The sequence below is a fragment of the Rhizobium sp. PDO1-076 genome (genome assembly GCF_000247475.1).
GTDB lineage: Bacteria > Pseudomonadota > Alphaproteobacteria > Rhizobiales > Rhizobiaceae > Allorhizobium.
In genome coordinates, this window is the sequence record NZ_AHZC01000111.1 from 32,608 (window position 1) to 47,304 (window position 14,697).

The following is a 14,697-nucleotide window of genomic DNA, read 5'->3' on the forward strand; positions in this document are numbered from 1 at the left end:
GCCTTGCGCCCTTTCCATGTCTGGGGGACAGGCAATGAACGAGAAGAGCCAGGCACCAGCGATCGAACTGGTCGGCATCGACAAGAAGTTCGGTGCGGTGCATGCCAACAAGAATATCAACCTTACGGTTGCCAAGGGCTCGATCCACGGCATTATCGGCGAAAACGGTGCGGGGAAATCGACCTTGATGTCGATCCTCTACGGTTTCTACCAGGCCGATCAGGGCACAATCCGGATCGCCGGCGAAACCACGACCATCAAGGACAGCCAGGCGGCAATCGCTGCCGGCATCGGGATGGTGCACCAGCATTTCATGCTGGTCGAGAATTTTACCGTTCTGGAAAACCTGATGCTGGGTGCCGAAGGCGGCGCGCTGCTCGCCAAGGGAACGGATGCCGCGCGGGCGGCGCTGAAGAAGCTGGAAGAGGACTACGAACTGGAGGTCGATCCCGACGCGATCGTGGAAGAACTGCCTGTTGGCCTGCAGCAGCGGGTGGAAATCCTCAAGGCCATGTATCGTGGCGCGGAAATCCTGATCCTCGACGAGCCGACCGGCGTCCTGACACCGGCCGAGGCCGATCACCTGTTCAAGATCCTCGGCGTGCTGCGCGACCAGGGCAAGACCGTGCTTTTGATCACCCACAAGCTGCGCGAAATCATGGCGATCACCGATACGGTGTCGGTCATGCGGCGCGGCGAGATCGTGGCAACGCGCAAGACGTCCGAAACCACGGTCGAAGAGCTGGCCGAGCTGATGGTCGGCCGCCGTGTTCTTCTGCAGGTCGACAAGGGTGCCGCCAATCCGGGCGAGGTCTATCTCTCGGTGCGCAACCTGACGGTCAAGGACGGTCGTGGCGTGACCATGGTCGACAATGTCTCGTTCGACGTGCGCGCCGGTGAGATCGTCGGCATTGCAGGCGTCGCCGGCAATGGCCAGAGCGAGCTTCTCGAAGCGATCACCGGCATCCGCAAGCCGACATCGGGCGAGATCTTCATCTGTGGCGAACCGGTTGCCGGCTACGATCCGGCCAAGCTTCGCTCGATCGGCGTCGCCCATATTCCGGAGGATCGCCATCACATGGGTCTGGTGCTCAGTTTCGAGGAAAGCCAGAACGCCATTCTCGGCTATCACCGCGACGACAAATACGGCAAGGGGCCTTTCCTGGCGCCGGACCTGATCCGCCAGGCGGCAACGGTCGATATCGAGAAATACGATATTCGCCCGCCGAACCCACGGCTGAAGACCGCCAATTTCTCCGGCGGCAATCAGCAGAAGATCGTGGTGGCGCGCGAGATCGAGCGCGATCCGAAGCTTCTGATCGTCGGCCAGCCGACGCGCGGCGTCGATATCGGCGCGATCGAATTCATCCACAAGCGCATTGTCGAAACGCGCGACGCGGGCAAGGCCGTGTTGCTGGTCTCGGTCGAACTTGACGAAATACGCTCGCTATCGGACCGCATCCTGGTGATGTTTGCCGGCAAGGTGGTCGGGGAAAAGACCCCGGATACCGGAGAACAGACCCTCGGCCTGATGATGGCCGGCATCGCCGCGTGAGGAATTCATGAGTACCGCTTCCTTTCCCCTTCCAAGATGGATCGACTATGCCGTCTTGCCGCTGCTCAACCTGATGCTGGCATTCCTGGTTTCCGGCCTTGTCGTCTGGATCATCGGTGAAAATCCGATCGAGGCACTGAAACTGATGCTGAACGGGGCGCTGGGCCGCGGCGAAGGCATCGGCTTTACGCTGTTCTATGCGACCAACTTCATCTTCACCGGCCTTTCGGTGGCGGTCGCCTATCACGCAGGCCTCTTCAATATCGGCTCGGAAGGCCAGGCCTATCTCGGCGGCCTGGGTGCAGCTCTGGTCGCGCTGGCGCTCGACCACTACGTGCCGTGGTATGTCACCATGCCGTTCGCGATCCTGGGTGCGGCCGCATTCGGCGGTCTCTGGGCGCTGATCCCGGCCTGGCTGCAGGCCAAGCGCGGTAGCCATATCGTCATCACCACGATCATGTTCAACTTCATCGGCGCAGCGTTGATGGTCTATCTGCTGGTCAATGTCATGATCGTTCCGGGCAAGATGGCACCGGAAAGCCGGACCTTCCTTGAAGGCGGGCAATTGCCCAAGCTCGATTGGCTGATGGCGATGTTTGGCTTGAAGCTTGGACCGGCGCCGTTCAACGTGTCGTTCCTGATCGCGCTGGTGATGTGTTTCCTGGTCTGGGTGCTGATCTGGCGGACCAAGCTCGGCTTCGAGATGCGCACGCTCGGCCTCAGCCGTTCGGCCGCCGCCTATGCCGGCATTCCCTATACAAAGATCGTCATCATCACGATGCTGATTTCCGGCGGTCTGGCCGGGATGATGGCACTGAACCCGGTGCTCGGCGCATCGGCACGCCTGCAGGTGGAATTTGTCGGTGGCGCCGGCTTTGTCGGTATCGCCGTCTCGCTGATGGGCCGTAACCATCCGATCGGCATCATCATTGCCGCCATCCTGTTCGGGGTTCTCTATCAGGGCGGCGCCGAACTGTCGTTCGACATGCCAAACATCACCCGCGAAATGATCGTCGTGATCCAGGGCCTCGTGGTCCTGTTTGCCGGCGCGCTCGAATACATGTTCAGGCCGGCGCTCGTGCGGGTCTATCAGCAGTTCACCAAGGGTTGAGGGCCGTCCGATGGATTTCTTCGATATCGTCGTCAGCATTCTCGGCTCGACCATCCGCCTGTCGATCCCGCTGATCTTCACCGCCCTTGCCGGGCTGTTTTCCGAACGCTCCGGCATTTTCGACATCGGCCTGGAAGGCAAGATGCTGGCGGCGGCCTTTGCCGCGGCCTCGGCTGCCTATGTCACCGGCTCGCCATGGATCGGCCTTGCGTCGGGCGTCGGCGTCTCGATCGGCTTCTCGCTGATCCACGGCTTTGCCTCGATCACCAATCGCGGCAACCAGATCGTCTCGGGCGTGGCGATCAACTTCGTCGCCGCCGGCCTGACCGTCGTGCTCGGCCAGGCCTGGTTCAGCCAGGGTGGACGCACGCCGCAGCTGCCGGCTGAAGGCCGGTTCGGTCCGATCAAGCTGCCGGGCGCGGATGCGGTTCGCGATGTGCCGTTCATAGGGCCGCTCTACGCCAATGTCATTTCCGGCAACAATATCCTGACCTATCTCGCCTTCGTTGCCGTGCCGCTGTCGTGGTGGGTGCTCTACCGCACCCGTTTTGGCTTGCGACTGCGGGCCGTGGGTGAAAATCCGGGTGCGGTCGATACCGCCGGCATTTCGGTGACATGGCTGCGCTACCGCGCGGTCATCGTCGCCGGCCTGCTCTGCGGCTTTGCCGGCACCTATCTGGCGATCGCGCAATCGGCGGCCTTCATCAAGGACATGTCGGCCGGCAAGGGCTTTATCGCGCTCGCTGCGCTGATCTTTGCCAAGTGGAAGCCGGTGCCGGTGATGTTCGCCTGCCTTTTGTTCGGCTTTCTCGATGCGCTGGCCAACTTCATGCAGGGCAAGCAGGTTCCGCTGATCGGCGAAGTGCCGGTACAGATCTTCCAGTCCCTGCCCTATATCCTGACCTGCATCCTGCTTGCAGGCTTTATCGGCGCAGCCAACCCGCCCAAGGCCGGTGGCGTGCCCTATACGAAGGAGCGCTAGAATGGCTCACGACCTGTTCGAGGCCGCACGCGATGCGATGAAATTCGCGCATGCGCCCTATTCGAAATTCCCGGTCGGCGCGGCAATCCGCGCCGATGACGGCCGGATCTATACCGGCGCCAATATCGAGAACCTGTCGTTCCCGCAGGGCTGGTGTGCCGAACCGACGGCGATCGGCTGCATGATCATGGGCGGGGCTAAAAAGATCGTCGAAATGGCGGTCATCGCCGAGAAGCTGGCACTTTGCCCGCCCTGCGGCGGCTGCCGGCAAAAGATCTCGGAATTCGCCAGCGCCGGCACCAAGATCTATCTGTGCGACGAGGTCGGCGTGCAGAAGACCATCACCATGGACGAGTTGCTGCCGTTCAGCTTCAAGACCGAGTTGCTCGGATGAAGGCCGCCGTCGATCTGCTGGTCGAGCGGCTGAACGGGCTGATGCCGCGTATCGCCATCGTGCTCGGCTCGGGCCTCGGCTCGCTGGTCGAGGAAGTCACCGAGGCGATCCGCATTCCCTATAGCGAGCTTCCCGGCTTTCCGGTGAGCGCCGTGTCCGGCCATGCCGGAACGCTGGTTGCGGGTTACCTCGGGCAAGAACCGGTGATCATGCTGGCCGGGCGCGTGCATTATTATGAACATGGCGATGCCAGTGCCATGCGGGTGCCGATCGAGACGCTGATGGGTTTGGGGGTCAGATCGCTGATCCTGACCAATGCGGCTGGCTCGCTGCGCGAAGACATGCCGCCCGGTTCGGTGATGCAGATCACCGACCATATCAATTTTTCCGGCCGCAACCCACTGATCGGCGAGCCGAGCGACAACCGTTTCGTCGGCATGACCTCGGCCTATGATGCGGCCCTCGCCCAGGCGATCCGCGATGCGGCAGCGGCCGAAGGCGTGCCGCTATCGCAGGGCGTCTATATGTGGTTTTCTGGCCCAAGCTTCGAAACGCCGGCGGAAATCCGCATGGCGCGGGTTCTGGGGGCGGATGCGGTGGGCATGTCGACCGTTCCGGAAGTGATCCTGGCGCGATTTTACGGACTGCGCGTGGCGGCGGCATCGGTGATCACCAATTTCGGCGCCGGCATGACCGGCGGCGAACTGAGCCACGAAGAGACAAAAGACATGGCGCCGATCGGCGGCAAACGGCTGGCCACCATCCTGAAGCGGATGATCGCCGGCGGAGGAACAGACCTTGGATAATCACGAATTGCGCGCCGTCGCGACACGGGCCCTGTCGCTGCTCGACCTGACCAACCTGAAGGACGATTGCACGCCGGAACAGATCGTCAGCCTCTGCGCCAGGGCACAGACGGCGTTCGGCCCGACAGCTGCAATCTGCATCTGGCCGCGCTTCGTCATGCAGGCCCGCACGCTGCTCGGCCCCAACAGCCCGGTCCGGATCGCCACCGTGGTCAATTTCCCGGCCGGCGATGCCAAGATCGAGGATGTACTGGCCGAGACCCGCGACGCAGTGGCCGACGGCGCCGACGACATCGATCTGGTCATTCCCTACCGCGCGCTGATGGCCGGCAATGAACACGCGGTGACCGACATGGTGACGGCGGTGAAGGCCGCGTGCGGATCGGCGATCCTGAAGACCATCCTGGAAACCGGGGAATTGAAGGACAAGAACCTCATCCGCAAGGCGTCCGACCTGTCGATCGCGGCCGGCGCCGACTTCATCAAGACCTCGACCGGCAAGGTTGGCGTCAATGCCACCCTGGAAGCGGCAGACATCATGCTGCAGGCGATCCGCGACAGCCGCAAGAAGGTCGGCTTCAAGCCAGCCGGCGGCATTGCCAATGTGATGGATGCGAGCCTCTATCTGCGGCTGGCCGATACGATCCTGGGCGAGGACTGGGCGATCCCCTCGACCTTCCGTTTCGGTGCATCCGGCCTGCTGGACGACATCATCGCCGTTCTTTCCGGCGAGCGTTCGGCCACCAACACATCGGGGTATTGAGACAATGTTGCCGCAGGAAATCATTCGCCGCAAACGCGATGGCGGCACACTGACATCGGATGAAATCACCGGCTTCATCGAAGGCCTCTCCAACGAGACGATTTCGGAGGGTCAGGTGGCGGCCTTTGCCATGGCGGTGTTTTTCCAGGGCATGACGCCGGAGGAGATCGTGGCGCTGACACTGGCGATGCGCGATTCCGGCGAGGTGCTATCTTGGGCCGGCGTCGGCAAGCCAATCGCCGACAAACACTCGACCGGCGGCGTGGGCGACAATGTCTCGTTGATGCTGGCACCGATCGCGGCGGCCTGCGGGCTGGCGGTACCGATGATTTCCGGCCGCGGGCTTGGCCATACCGGCGGCACGCTGGACAAGCTGCAGTCGATACCGGGCTATGACGTGATGCCCTCACCGGCAACCTTCCGACGCACGGTCGACACGGCGGGCTGCGCGATCATCGGCCAGACCGGCGACCTGGCACCGGCAGACAAGCGTCTCTATGCGATCCGCGATGTGACGGCGACGGTCGAATCCATCCCGCTGATCACCGCCTCGATCCTGTCGAAGAAGTTGGCAGCGGGGCTCGAAAGCCTGGTGCTGGACGTAAAATTCGGCAATGGCGCCTTCATGGCGAGGCCCGAGGATGCCGAAGCGCTGGCGCGCTCACTGGTCAGGGTGGCGAATGGCGCAGGCGTGAAGACTACGGCGCTGCTCACCGACATGAACGAGCCCTTGGCCGATTGCGCCGGCAATGCGATCGAGGTTCTGAACGCGGTCGAATTCCTCAAAGGCCAAAAGGCCGGCACCCGGCTGGAAGAGGTCACGCTGGCTTTCGGCGCCGAGATGCTGATCAATGCTGGTGTCGAGAGCGATATCGCCGTGGCGCTGTCGCGCTGCCGTAAGGTCCTGGCATCGGGCGCGGCAGCCGAGATCTTCGGCCACATGGTCAGCGAACTCGGTGGACCGGTGGACTTCATGGACAAGGCGACAGACTATCTGCCGCGCGGCAAGGTGGAAGTGCCGGTTCTTGCCGATCGGGATGGCTATCTGTCTTCCTGCGACACGCGGGGCCTCGGACTTGCCGTCGTCACGCTCGGTGGCGGGCGCCAGCGGCCGAGCGATGCGATCGACCACGGCGTCGGGATCTCCGGCTTCAAACCGCTTGGAACCATGGTTTCCAAGGGCGAGCCGATCGCCTTCGTGCAGGCCAATGATCAGGCGAGTGCCGAACAGGCGGCCAGGACAGTGGCAGACTGCTACAAGATCGGCGACGGCAAGCCAGCCGCCTCGCCCGTGATCGGCATGCGGATTTCGGCAGAATAGACGCGGACTACTGGACGAGGCGCAGGGTGCCGCCATCGGCGGTGTAGGACTTGAGTTTCTTCAGGAAGCTCATGCCGATCAGGGTCGATGACAAAGCCTTGTCCTTGAGCACGAACGCATCGACATCCCGCACACGGATACTGCCGATCTCGATGCGGTTGAGAACGACATGTGCAGCCTGGGTCGTTCCATTGGCGGTGCCGACCGGATATTTGTAGTCCAGCGATGCGGGGCTGAAGCCGAGCCGGCGCGCCGTGCTTTCGTTGATCGCGACCGCTGAGGCGCCCGTATCGATCATGCCATCGACCTGCTTGCCGTTCATCCGGAAACTGCCGGCATAGTGACCACCCTGCCCGGCTTTGAGCACCGTTTGGCCCGGCGACGCGCTGGCCGGTGTTGCCGCTGGACGATCCGTACCCGTATCCTTGTCTGCTGCCACTATCCGGCTCTGGTCGAACATTTTCCAAACCGCCGGCACCTGGCTGGCAGCCAAGGCGATAAAGGACACGGTGATCAGGGTGCGGACGAACATCGGCGCTCCAGAATTGCAACCGGATGATCCTAGCATCGCCTTACTCACGGAAAATAAGCGCAGAGGCAAAAACGGCCCGAAGCGAGGCAACGGGCCGTCAATTTCGAAGATGTGGTTAAGACTTTACTTCGTGCCGTACATGCGGTCGCCGGCATCGCCGAGGCCTGGCATGATATAGCCCTTCTCATTGAGGTGGCTGTCGATGGAGGCGGTGAAGATCGGCACGTCCGGATGCGCTTCCTGGAAGTTCTTGATGCCTTCAGGCGCTGCCAGTAGGCAGAGGAAACGAAGGTTCTTCGCACCGCGCTCCTTCAGCTTTTCGATCGCGGCAATCGAGGAATTGCCAGTGGCAAGCATCGGATCAACGACGATGACCAGGCGTTCCGACAAAGCGTCCGGGGCCTTGAAGTAGTATTCAACGGCCTGCAGCGTCTCGTGATCGCGGTAGACGCCGACATGAGCGACACGGGCGGCGGGAACCAGTTCCAGCATGCCTTCGAGAAGACCGTTGCCGGCGCGCAGGATCGAGGCGAAGACCAGCTTCTTGCCCTCGAGGATCGGCGACTGCATTTCGGTCAGCGGCGTCTCGATGGTCTCCATGGTCAGCTCGAGATCACGGGTGACCTCGTAGCAGAGCAGCGTCGAGATTTCGCGCAGCAGTCGACGGAAGCTCGAGGTGGAGGTTTCCTTGCGGCGCATGATCGTCAGCTTGTGCTGAACGAGGGGGTGATTGATGACTGTTACGCCGTCCATGATCGAGCCTTCTTTTCTTCTTGTGCGATTGTCCGTCTATTTTCACATTCCAGCGAATGCCCGCAAGAGCAGGCTTTCATTTTGCGCCGTCTTCCCCAGCCGCGACCTCACAGACGGGCGAGAAGTGCCGTGCGCGTGTGCTCATCGACAAAGGCGGCCTCGATTGCGGTGCGGGTCATGGTGTTGATCTCGTCGTCGGTGAAACCCATGATCTCGGAGGCGATCTGGTATTCACGCGCCAGCGAGGTGCGGAAGAAGGGCGGATCGTCGGAATTGATGCAGACGCGTACACCGGCGTCGCGCAGGCGACGCAGCGGGTGGCTTTCGAAATCGGGATAGACATTCAGCGCGATGTTCGAGCCGGGGCAGACCTCGAGCACCACGCCGGTGTCTGCGAGACGCTGCATCAGCGCCGGATCCTCGACGGCCCGGACGCCGTGGCCGATGCGCTGCGGCTTTATCAGATCGAGTGCGTCGGTGACGCTGAAGGCGCCGCAGACTTCACCGGCATGGATGGTCAGGCCAAGGCCAGCATCACGGGCGATATCGAAGGCCCGCGCATAATCGGCAACCCGGCCCATGCGCTCCTCGCCCGCCATATTGAAGCCGGTGACCAGCGGATTGTGGCTGCGGGCTGCATATTCGGCAGCGGCAATCACGCTTTCCGGCCCGAAATGGCGCTCGCCGGTGACGATGATGCGCGCCTCGATGCCGGTCTTCGCCTTGGCCTCGTGAATGCCTCTGGTGATGCCCGCCAGATAGGCATCGGCGCCAAGGCCGATCCGGTCACCATGGTCCGGAGAGACGATGATCTCGCTGTAGATCGTGTTGATCGCCGCGAGTTCCAACAGGTAACTTTCGGTCAGAACGGCATAGTCGTCTTCGGTGCGGAAAAGCGCTGCGACCTTGTCATAGGCCTGAATGAATTCGGCGAAATCGGTCCAGGCATAGGTGTCGCCGTCCATGAAGGTGGCCGGATCGACGCCATATTTGCGTGCCTGGGCCAATGCCAGCGCCGGCGGTGCAGCACCCTCGATATGGCAGTGCACTTCGGCCTTGATCAGATGTGTGGTCACAGAAAACTCCGTCCGTGGCGCCCCGGGGCCAAGCCCAGATGCGCGGCAATGGTTTCGCCGATATCGGCATAGGTATTGCGGATGCCGACATTGCGCGACTTGATGCCCGGCCCAAAGGCCATGATCGGTACGCGTTCGCGGGTATGGTCGGTGCCGCGCCAGGTCGGATCGCAACCATGGTCGGCGGTCAGCAGGACAAGGTCGCCGGGCTTCAGCTTGCGATGTACCTCCGGCAGGCGGCGATCGAAGGCTTCAAGCGCTGCCGCATAACCCGGCACATCGCGGCGATGACCGTAGAGCATGTCGAAATCGACAAAATTGGTGAAGACCAGATCGCCGTCTTCAGCTTCGTCCATGGCTTTCAGCGTGGCATCCATCAGCGCTGCATTGCCGTTGGCCTTGATCAGCCTGCTGATGCCCTGATGGGCAAAGATATCGGCAATCTTGCCGACGGCATGCACCTTGCGGTCGGCTGAAACGAGACGATCGAGCAGCGTCTTTTCCGGCGGCGGCACCGAATAGTCCCGGCGATTGCCGGTGCGTTCGAAGGTCGAGGCGGTTTCGCCGACGAAGGGACGGGCTATGACGCGACCGATGTTGAGCGGATCGAGCAGCTTGCGCACGATCTGGCAAAGCTCAAGCAGGCGCTCGAGACCGAAATGTGTCTCATGCGCCGCAATCTGGAAGACCGAGTCGGACGAGGTGTAGCAGATCGGCTTGCCGGTGCGGATATGCTCCTCGCCGAAGCGGAAAAGGACATCGGTGCCGGAGGCGTGGCAATTGCCGAGAATGCCGGGGAGACTTGCCTCACGGCAGATCGCCTCGACGAGATCGGCGGGGAAAGCCTCGTCGCCCGGGGGGAAATAACCCCAGTCGAACATGACAGGCGTGCCGGCAATTTCCCAATGACCAGACGGCGTGTCCTTGCCCTTGGACACCTCGCTTGCGGCACCATGCAGGCCGAAGACCCGCTCGGGCATCGGCATGCCGGCCGGGGCCGTGCCGGACGCCATCTTGGCGATGGTGACAAGACCAAGCGCCGACATGTTGGGAAGGTTCAAGGGACCATGGCGCAGGCCCTTGCGATCGCCGGCGCCGGCGGCACAAAATTCGGCGATATGGCCAAGGGTATCGGACCCGTCATCGCCATAGCTGAGCGCATCCGGCGCGCCGCCGATGCCGAAGGAATCGAGAACAAAAAGAAATGCGCGTGCCATGCCTCATCCGTCGCCGGCAGGGTTGTCCTCATGGCTGCCAGCATTTCCGGACAACCATTAGCGACTGGGCCAAGGCTTGGCAAATGGCGCCTTCTATCAGCAATCTGTGCAGACGATCCCGTCACCGACACGCTGGCGGAAATAGAACTCGCGCGCCAGTGTCAGGTCCCTGACTTCAGTGCCGGAGAAGTTCGGCAGATACATCAGCAGCTTGTGCGACACGCTGAGTTCGCTGCGAATGAGGAAGGTGTTGGCAACCAGCATGCCAGCGGGCACGGTTGCCACCGAATTGGCCGGATAGGGCGTGTCACCCGCAGTCGACCAGGACCAGGCCACCTTAGCCGCCATGCTGTCGTCGATCCGGATGGCGGAGACCTTGATCAGCAAGTTGTCCGATGCATAGGGGACAAAGATTGCCTCGGCGACGTGGCTCATGGCCGTAAGGTCGGCCTTGGTGACCTTTTCCTGGCGCGCGACAAGATCGGCGACGGTGCTGCTGGCAAGGGAAGTCTTCTTCGCGACGCTGAGGCCCATCGTCAGCTCGAAGGCGCCGAGATAGAGAACCAGCAGCATCGGCGCGATCAGGGCAAATTCGACGCCGCCGACACCGGCCCTGTCATGGCACAGCTCGCCAAGACGGCGCCGCAACACCGTTGCGGCGGACAACAATCTGATCGCGGTGGTTGGCAACTGGCTCACGGATAATTCTCGTTCTGGAAGGCAGTCGTTGCGACAATCAGAAAGTCGCTCGGCATCGAGCCATCCGCAGGACGGATGTTGGTGATGTAGGGACGGATGAGATCGGTGATCACCTGCCAGCGATAGTAGGCGCGAAGCATGTTGATCGTTGTCGGCCCGCCCGGCGTGAAGGCAAACGTGGTCGGATCGATGTCGGCATGGGCATCCGAGGAGATGCGCGGGATGAAGTTCGGGATGGCAGCGAATGTCGCAAAGGTGCGCGCGTCGATATAGAGCTTGCTCGGCGTGGCGATTTCCTCGGCCGAACAACTGATCAGGATGCTGACCTCGTCGCAGAAGGCAGCACGGAATTCCGAGCGATCCTTGTCGCTGTCGCGATCAAGATTGTAGGTGATCTCGCCGGTGCGCAATTGGCGACCCAAAGTGTTGACCGCATTGGTGACCAGCTGTTCGGCGGTGAAGGCCACAAACGTCTCGATGATCGCAAAGACGATCAGGAAATAGGGAATGGACAGGATGGCGAACTCGATGGCGGCGGCACCATCGCGCGAGCGTGCCAGCTTCTTCCACAGACGCCAGCGCGTCCTGTGGTTCTTGCCATTGGCTCGCAGGTCTTGGTCTTGCGCGATCATCGCCCTCATCCGAATTCGGAATTTCCCCGAAAACTACGGGTCAAGTATTGATTTTCCGTTTCCGAAATCTTTACATTTGGCGCAATGGCGATCAGATCGGCGAAATCCGTGCCGCTCAGTTTGCAGCAGCCGCACCGGTTTTCGCATGTTCTTCGCAATTGGGCGTGCACGACAGGACCGTGCGCGCGGTCGAGCGGAAGACGCGAACGGTGCTCGATTCATCGATCGACACGAGAATGCGTTCATCGACAATGGCATTGCCGTCAGCATCGAGCAAAACCAGGTTGGTGGTGCCGAAAGAGCGGCCGGTCAGGACGATGGTCTGGGAGTCGGCCACCGTCGCATCGGCGACTTCCGAATTTCCGACAATCACCTTACTCACAGGGCGATCCAGCTTCAGGATCCGGGCGCTATTCATATAGACACGCAAGAACTCCTCGGCGGCCTCGGCAGACAAGCCGATCGGCGCAAGCGCGAAACCTGTAGCAAACAGGCCAGCGGCGGCGACAGAAAGACAACGATTGAACATGGGCCTGCCTTGCGTTGCACGCGTGATGGGAGCTCTTTGCCCAGCATGGCCGGTTTTGGTGAATGAAGGGTTAAGTGGATTATCCTCGTATTTGCGGGCTTTCCTCGTATTTGCAGCGCCTCGCTCGCACACTTTCAAATCTTGCGGCTCAAAAGCGATATGGTTCCGGGTGCGCTGGTGCCAAAACTAGACAGATCGGCCGGCTGACTGGCCCCGATGTGGCCGCGCGCGCTGGAAATGGAGCCTGGCAGACGCATTGCCCGGCAAAGGATAGAAAACTAAGCAACTGTTATCACATGCATTATTTCGGACGCGAGACAATTGGCTTGCATTTTAGGCAGTGCCGTTCTGATTTGTTTACTACAGTTCGTGCAACCGGGATTTCATGAAGCGGTAACCGTCTTTCTTAAGTCGATGGCAAGAGGCTGGCGCTAATTTGCAGTCATCCGAGCAGCGGAAAACAGTTGCCGGCAGTGCTGATCAACCCTTGCGGAGCAGGAGAGTAACATGACCAAGATTTTTGCACGTTTCATGAAGGACGAGTCTGGCGCAACCGCAATCGAGTACGGCCTGATCGCCGCTCTGATTTCCGTCGCCCTGATCACTGGCGCCACCACCCTCGGCAACGCCCTGAACACGCAATTCCAGGACCTGTCGACGAAGATGGGCACCGCCAACGCCGCGAACTAATCTGCGAGCGCTGCTGGCCTGCTGAAGGCACTGCGGCTGAACATTTAGAAGCCGCCTCAGCAATGAGGCGGTTTTACTGTTTGGAATGCAGCGATTTTGCCAAGGGAGACACGTTCCCTGTTTCCGATTTCGTAATTTGCTCGTTCTATGATGCGAGCTTACTCACGGAGAAGCGCTTAAAATGTATCATGCGATCATTTTCCTGATCTTCCCGATCTGCCTGATCTTGGCGGCGCTGACCGATTTTCTTGAAATGACAATCCCCAACAGGATCCCGGCCATTCTTCTCGGCGCATTCCTGCTGATTGCTCCCTTCAGCGGCCTTTCTCTCGTCGAATTCGGCTGGCATCTGGCCGCGGCCGCGCTGGTGTTTGCCGTGTGTTTTTCACTGTTTGCGCTGAACGTCATGGGCGGCGGCGACGCCAAGCTGTTGACGGCTGCTGCGATCTGGTTCGGCTTCAATACGTCCCTGTTCGAATTTCTCGCCTTCACCGGCTATTTCGGCGGGGCATTGACGGTGATCATCATCCTGCTGCGTGCCAACTGGGACAAGGTGGCGATCATCGGCGTGAAACTGCCGCAGGCCTTGATGACCGCGAAGAAGGTGCCTTACGCGATTGCCATCGGGGCAGCCGGCCTGATGACCTATCCGCAGTCGCCGCTGGTGATTGCCGCCATCAAGGGCCTTGGCTGATCGCGGCGAAGAAACTTCCCGTTAACCACAATTGTAAGCGTCTTATTAACTATAAGTACACCAATTCCTGATCAATCTGGTCGGCAGAATCTGTCGTGCCGTCCAAGGATCGATCATGAAACCCGCTCGTATCATCATCCTCGCAGTTGCCATCGTGGCCGCCGGCATGGCCGGCCTGCTGGCCATGCGTCTCAGCGGGCGGACATCCGTCACCATCCAGCAGGCCGATGCGGTGATCGAACGGGAACCGACCGTCAATGTGCTCGTGTCGGCGAAGAACCTTCCGGTTGGCGCAAGGCTCGATGAAAGCGCGATGCGCTGGATGGCCTGGCCGGAAGGCAGCATCGTCGAAGGATTCATTACCGAAAGCGCCAGGCCACAGGCGGTTACCGAACTGACCGGCGTCGTCGTGCGCTTGCCGCTGTTTGAAGGTGAGCCGCTGCGGCGCGAAAAAATTGCCGACTCCTCCTCTCGCATCCTGTCGTCGCTGCTGCCGTCCGGCAAACGCGCGGTTTCGACAGAAATCTCGGTTGCCACCGGCGCCGGCGGCTTCATCCTGCCGAATGACCGGGTCGACGTCATCATGGTGCGCAAGGGCGATGCGGACAATTTCCTCACCGAAACGGTGCTGTCGAATGTGCGCGTGCTCGCCGTCGACCAGCAGATCGAAGAACAGCCGGACGGCTCCAAATCCGTTCTTGCCACAACGGCAACACTGGAACTGACGCCCGACCAGACGAAGGTGATGGCGGTTGCACAGCAGATGGCCGAGCGCCTGTCGCTGGCACTGCGCTCGGTTGCCGACGCCCAGGAAGAAGATACCACCGCCGCCGATTATCTGCTGAGCGGAAGCTCCGGCCAGCCGACAATCCAGGTCATCAAGTCGGGCGAGGTGGTGAAAGCCACCAGCTCATCCGCCGATTCCATGAAGTGAGTGGGGGAC

17 protein-coding genes are annotated in these 14,697 nt (G+C 61.1%); 10 read left to right on the forward strand and 7 right to left on the reverse strand.

Going from position 1 to position 14,697, the window contains the following annotated elements:
• Positions 1 to 34 precede the first annotated feature (34 nt).
• Genes PDO_RS08370 through deoA form a run of 7 tightly spaced genes read left to right on the forward strand, consistent with a single transcriptional unit; the run spans position 35 to position 6,932 of the window.
• The gene (locus tag PDO_RS08370) at positions 35 to 1,555 is read left to right on the forward strand and encodes an ABC transporter ATP-binding protein (RefSeq protein WP_007600340.1); all 1,521 of its coding nucleotides are present in this window, start codon (positions 35 to 37) and stop codon (positions 1,553 to 1,555) included.
• Positions 1,556 to 1,562: 7 nt separating this feature from the next.
• On the forward strand, positions 1,563 to 2,666 hold the full coding sequence (locus PDO_RS08375) for an ABC transporter permease (RefSeq protein WP_007600346.1): 1,104 nt from the start codon (positions 1,563 to 1,565) through the stop codon (positions 2,664 to 2,666).
• Between the two features lie 10 nt (positions 2,667 to 2,676).
• Positions 2,677 to 3,648, forward strand: a complete 972-nt coding sequence (locus PDO_RS08380; protein ID WP_007600347.1) for an ABC transporter permease — start codon at positions 2,677 to 2,679, stop codon at positions 3,646 to 3,648.
• Position 3,649: 1 nt separating this feature from the next.
• On the forward strand, positions 3,650 to 4,042 hold the full coding sequence (locus PDO_RS08385; RefSeq protein WP_007600348.1) for a cytidine deaminase: 393 nt from the start codon (positions 3,650 to 3,652) through the stop codon (positions 4,040 to 4,042).
• Positions 4,039 to 4,848, forward strand: a complete 810-nt coding sequence (locus PDO_RS08390; RefSeq protein ID WP_007600350.1) for a purine-nucleoside phosphorylase — start codon at positions 4,039 to 4,041, stop codon at positions 4,846 to 4,848. The genes PDO_RS08385 and PDO_RS08390 overlap by 4 nt, the downstream gene beginning before the upstream one ends.
• Positions 4,841 to 5,611 (forward strand): deoxyribose-phosphate aldolase, encoded by a 771-nt coding sequence (deoC, locus tag PDO_RS08395; protein WP_007600352.1) that lies wholly within the window; start codon positions 4,841 to 4,843, stop codon positions 5,609 to 5,611. Before PDO_RS08390 ends, deoC begins: the two co-directional genes overlap by 8 nt.
• A gap of 4 nt (positions 5,612 to 5,615) precedes the next feature.
• On the forward strand, positions 5,616 to 6,932 hold the full coding sequence (gene deoA, locus PDO_RS08400; RefSeq protein WP_007600354.1) for a thymidine phosphorylase: 1,317 nt from the start codon (positions 5,616 to 5,618) through the stop codon (positions 6,930 to 6,932).
• Between the two features lie 7 nt (positions 6,933 to 6,939).
• On the opposite strand, the gene PDO_RS08405 is transcribed toward deoA, so the two are convergent.
• The 7 genes from PDO_RS08405 to PDO_RS08435 all read right to left on the reverse strand — a co-directional run bounded on the left by PDO_RS08405 (position 6,940) and on the right by PDO_RS08435 (position 12,370).
• Positions 6,940 to 7,464 carry a TIGR02281 family clan AA aspartic protease gene (locus tag PDO_RS08405; protein WP_007600356.1) on the reverse strand — a complete coding sequence of 175 codons (525 nt, stop codon included), beginning with the start codon at positions 7,462 to 7,464 and terminating at the stop codon, positions 6,940 to 6,942.
• Positions 7,465 to 7,587: 123 nt separating this feature from the next.
• Entirely contained in the window at positions 7,588 to 8,217 is a 630-nt protein-coding gene (gene upp / locus PDO_RS08410) for a uracil phosphoribosyltransferase (protein WP_007600359.1), read from the reverse strand.
• A gap of 107 nt (positions 8,218 to 8,324) precedes the next feature.
• Positions 8,325 to 9,293 (reverse strand): adenosine deaminase, encoded by a 969-nt coding sequence (locus PDO_RS08415; RefSeq protein ID WP_007600361.1) that lies wholly within the window; start codon positions 9,291 to 9,293, stop codon positions 8,325 to 8,327.
• Positions 9,290 to 10,510 (reverse strand): phosphopentomutase, encoded by a 1,221-nt coding sequence (locus tag PDO_RS08420; protein ID WP_007600363.1) that lies wholly within the window; start codon positions 10,508 to 10,510, stop codon positions 9,290 to 9,292. The genes PDO_RS08415 and PDO_RS08420 overlap by 4 nt, the downstream gene beginning before the upstream one ends.
• Positions 10,511 to 10,606: 96 nt before the next feature.
• Positions 10,607 to 11,209 carry a TadE/TadG family type IV pilus assembly protein gene (locus tag PDO_RS08425; protein WP_007600365.1) on the reverse strand — a complete coding sequence of 201 codons (603 nt, stop codon included), beginning with the start codon at positions 11,207 to 11,209 and terminating at the stop codon, positions 10,607 to 10,609.
• Complete coding sequence (locus PDO_RS08430; protein WP_007600368.1) at positions 11,206 to 11,841, reverse strand: TadE/TadG family type IV pilus assembly protein; 636 nt, start codon at positions 11,839 to 11,841, stop codon at positions 11,206 to 11,208. Before PDO_RS08430 ends, PDO_RS08425 begins: the two co-directional genes overlap by 4 nt.
• 115 nt (positions 11,842 to 11,956) lie before the next feature.
• Positions 11,957 to 12,370, reverse strand: coding sequence for a pilus assembly protein N-terminal domain-containing protein (locus PDO_RS08435; RefSeq protein WP_007600370.1), 414 nt, complete (start codon positions 12,368 to 12,370; stop codon positions 11,957 to 11,959).
• A gap of 507 nt (positions 12,371 to 12,877) precedes the next feature.
• Here PDO_RS08435 and PDO_RS08440 point away from each other — a divergent pair.
• From PDO_RS08440 to cpaB, 3 genes are all read left to right on the forward strand, one after another.
• Positions 12,878 to 13,060 (forward strand): Flp family type IVb pilin, encoded by a 183-nt coding sequence (locus PDO_RS08440; RefSeq protein WP_007600372.1) that lies wholly within the window; start codon positions 12,878 to 12,880, stop codon positions 13,058 to 13,060.
• A gap of 181 nt (positions 13,061 to 13,241) precedes the next feature.
• Positions 13,242 to 13,754 (forward strand): A24 family peptidase, encoded by a 513-nt coding sequence (locus PDO_RS08445; RefSeq protein ID WP_007600373.1) that lies wholly within the window; start codon positions 13,242 to 13,244, stop codon positions 13,752 to 13,754.
• 115 nt (positions 13,755 to 13,869) lie between these two features.
• Positions 13,870 to 14,688, forward strand: a complete 819-nt coding sequence (gene cpaB, locus PDO_RS08450) for a Flp pilus assembly protein CpaB (protein WP_007600374.1) — start codon at positions 13,870 to 13,872, stop codon at positions 14,686 to 14,688.
• Positions 14,689 to 14,697 lie beyond the last annotated feature (9 nt).

Coding starts and splice junctions, on each gene's coding strand:
- PDO_RS08440 (WP_007600372.1), top strand. CDS start 12,878: ATGACCAAGATTTTTGCACGTTTCATGAAGGACGAGTCTGGCGCAACC.
- cpaB (WP_007600374.1), top strand. CDS start 13,870: ATGAAACCCGCTCGTATCATCATCCTCGCAGTTGCCATCGTGGCCGCC.
- PDO_RS08445 (WP_007600373.1), top strand. CDS start 13,242: ATGTATCATGCGATCATTTTCCTGATCTTCCCGATCTGCCTGATCTTG.
- upp (WP_007600359.1), bottom strand. CDS start 8,217: ATGGACGGCGTAACAGTCATCAATCACCCCCTCGTTCAGCACAAGCTG.
- PDO_RS08435 (WP_007600370.1), bottom strand. CDS start 12,370: ATGTTCAATCGTTGTCTTTCTGTCGCCGCCGCTGGCCTGTTTGCTACA.
- PDO_RS08385 (WP_007600348.1), top strand. CDS start 3,650: ATGGCTCACGACCTGTTCGAGGCCGCACGCGATGCGATGAAATTCGCG.
- deoA (WP_007600354.1), top strand. CDS start 5,616: ATGTTGCCGCAGGAAATCATTCGCCGCAAACGCGATGGCGGCACACTG.
- PDO_RS08420 (WP_007600363.1), bottom strand. CDS start 10,510: ATGGCACGCGCATTTCTTTTTGTTCTCGATTCCTTCGGCATCGGCGGC.
- PDO_RS08390 (WP_007600350.1), top strand. CDS start 4,039: ATGAAGGCCGCCGTCGATCTGCTGGTCGAGCGGCTGAACGGGCTGATG.
- PDO_RS08380 (WP_007600347.1), top strand. CDS start 2,677: ATGGATTTCTTCGATATCGTCGTCAGCATTCTCGGCTCGACCATCCGC.
- PDO_RS08430 (WP_007600368.1), bottom strand. CDS start 11,841: ATGATCGCGCAAGACCAAGACCTGCGAGCCAATGGCAAGAACCACAGG.
- PDO_RS08405 (WP_007600356.1), bottom strand. CDS start 7,464: ATGTTCGTCCGCACCCTGATCACCGTGTCCTTTATCGCCTTGGCTGCC.
- PDO_RS08375 (WP_007600346.1), top strand. CDS start 1,563: ATGAGTACCGCTTCCTTTCCCCTTCCAAGATGGATCGACTATGCCGTC.
- PDO_RS08370 (WP_007600340.1), top strand. CDS start 35: ATGAACGAGAAGAGCCAGGCACCAGCGATCGAACTGGTCGGCATCGAC.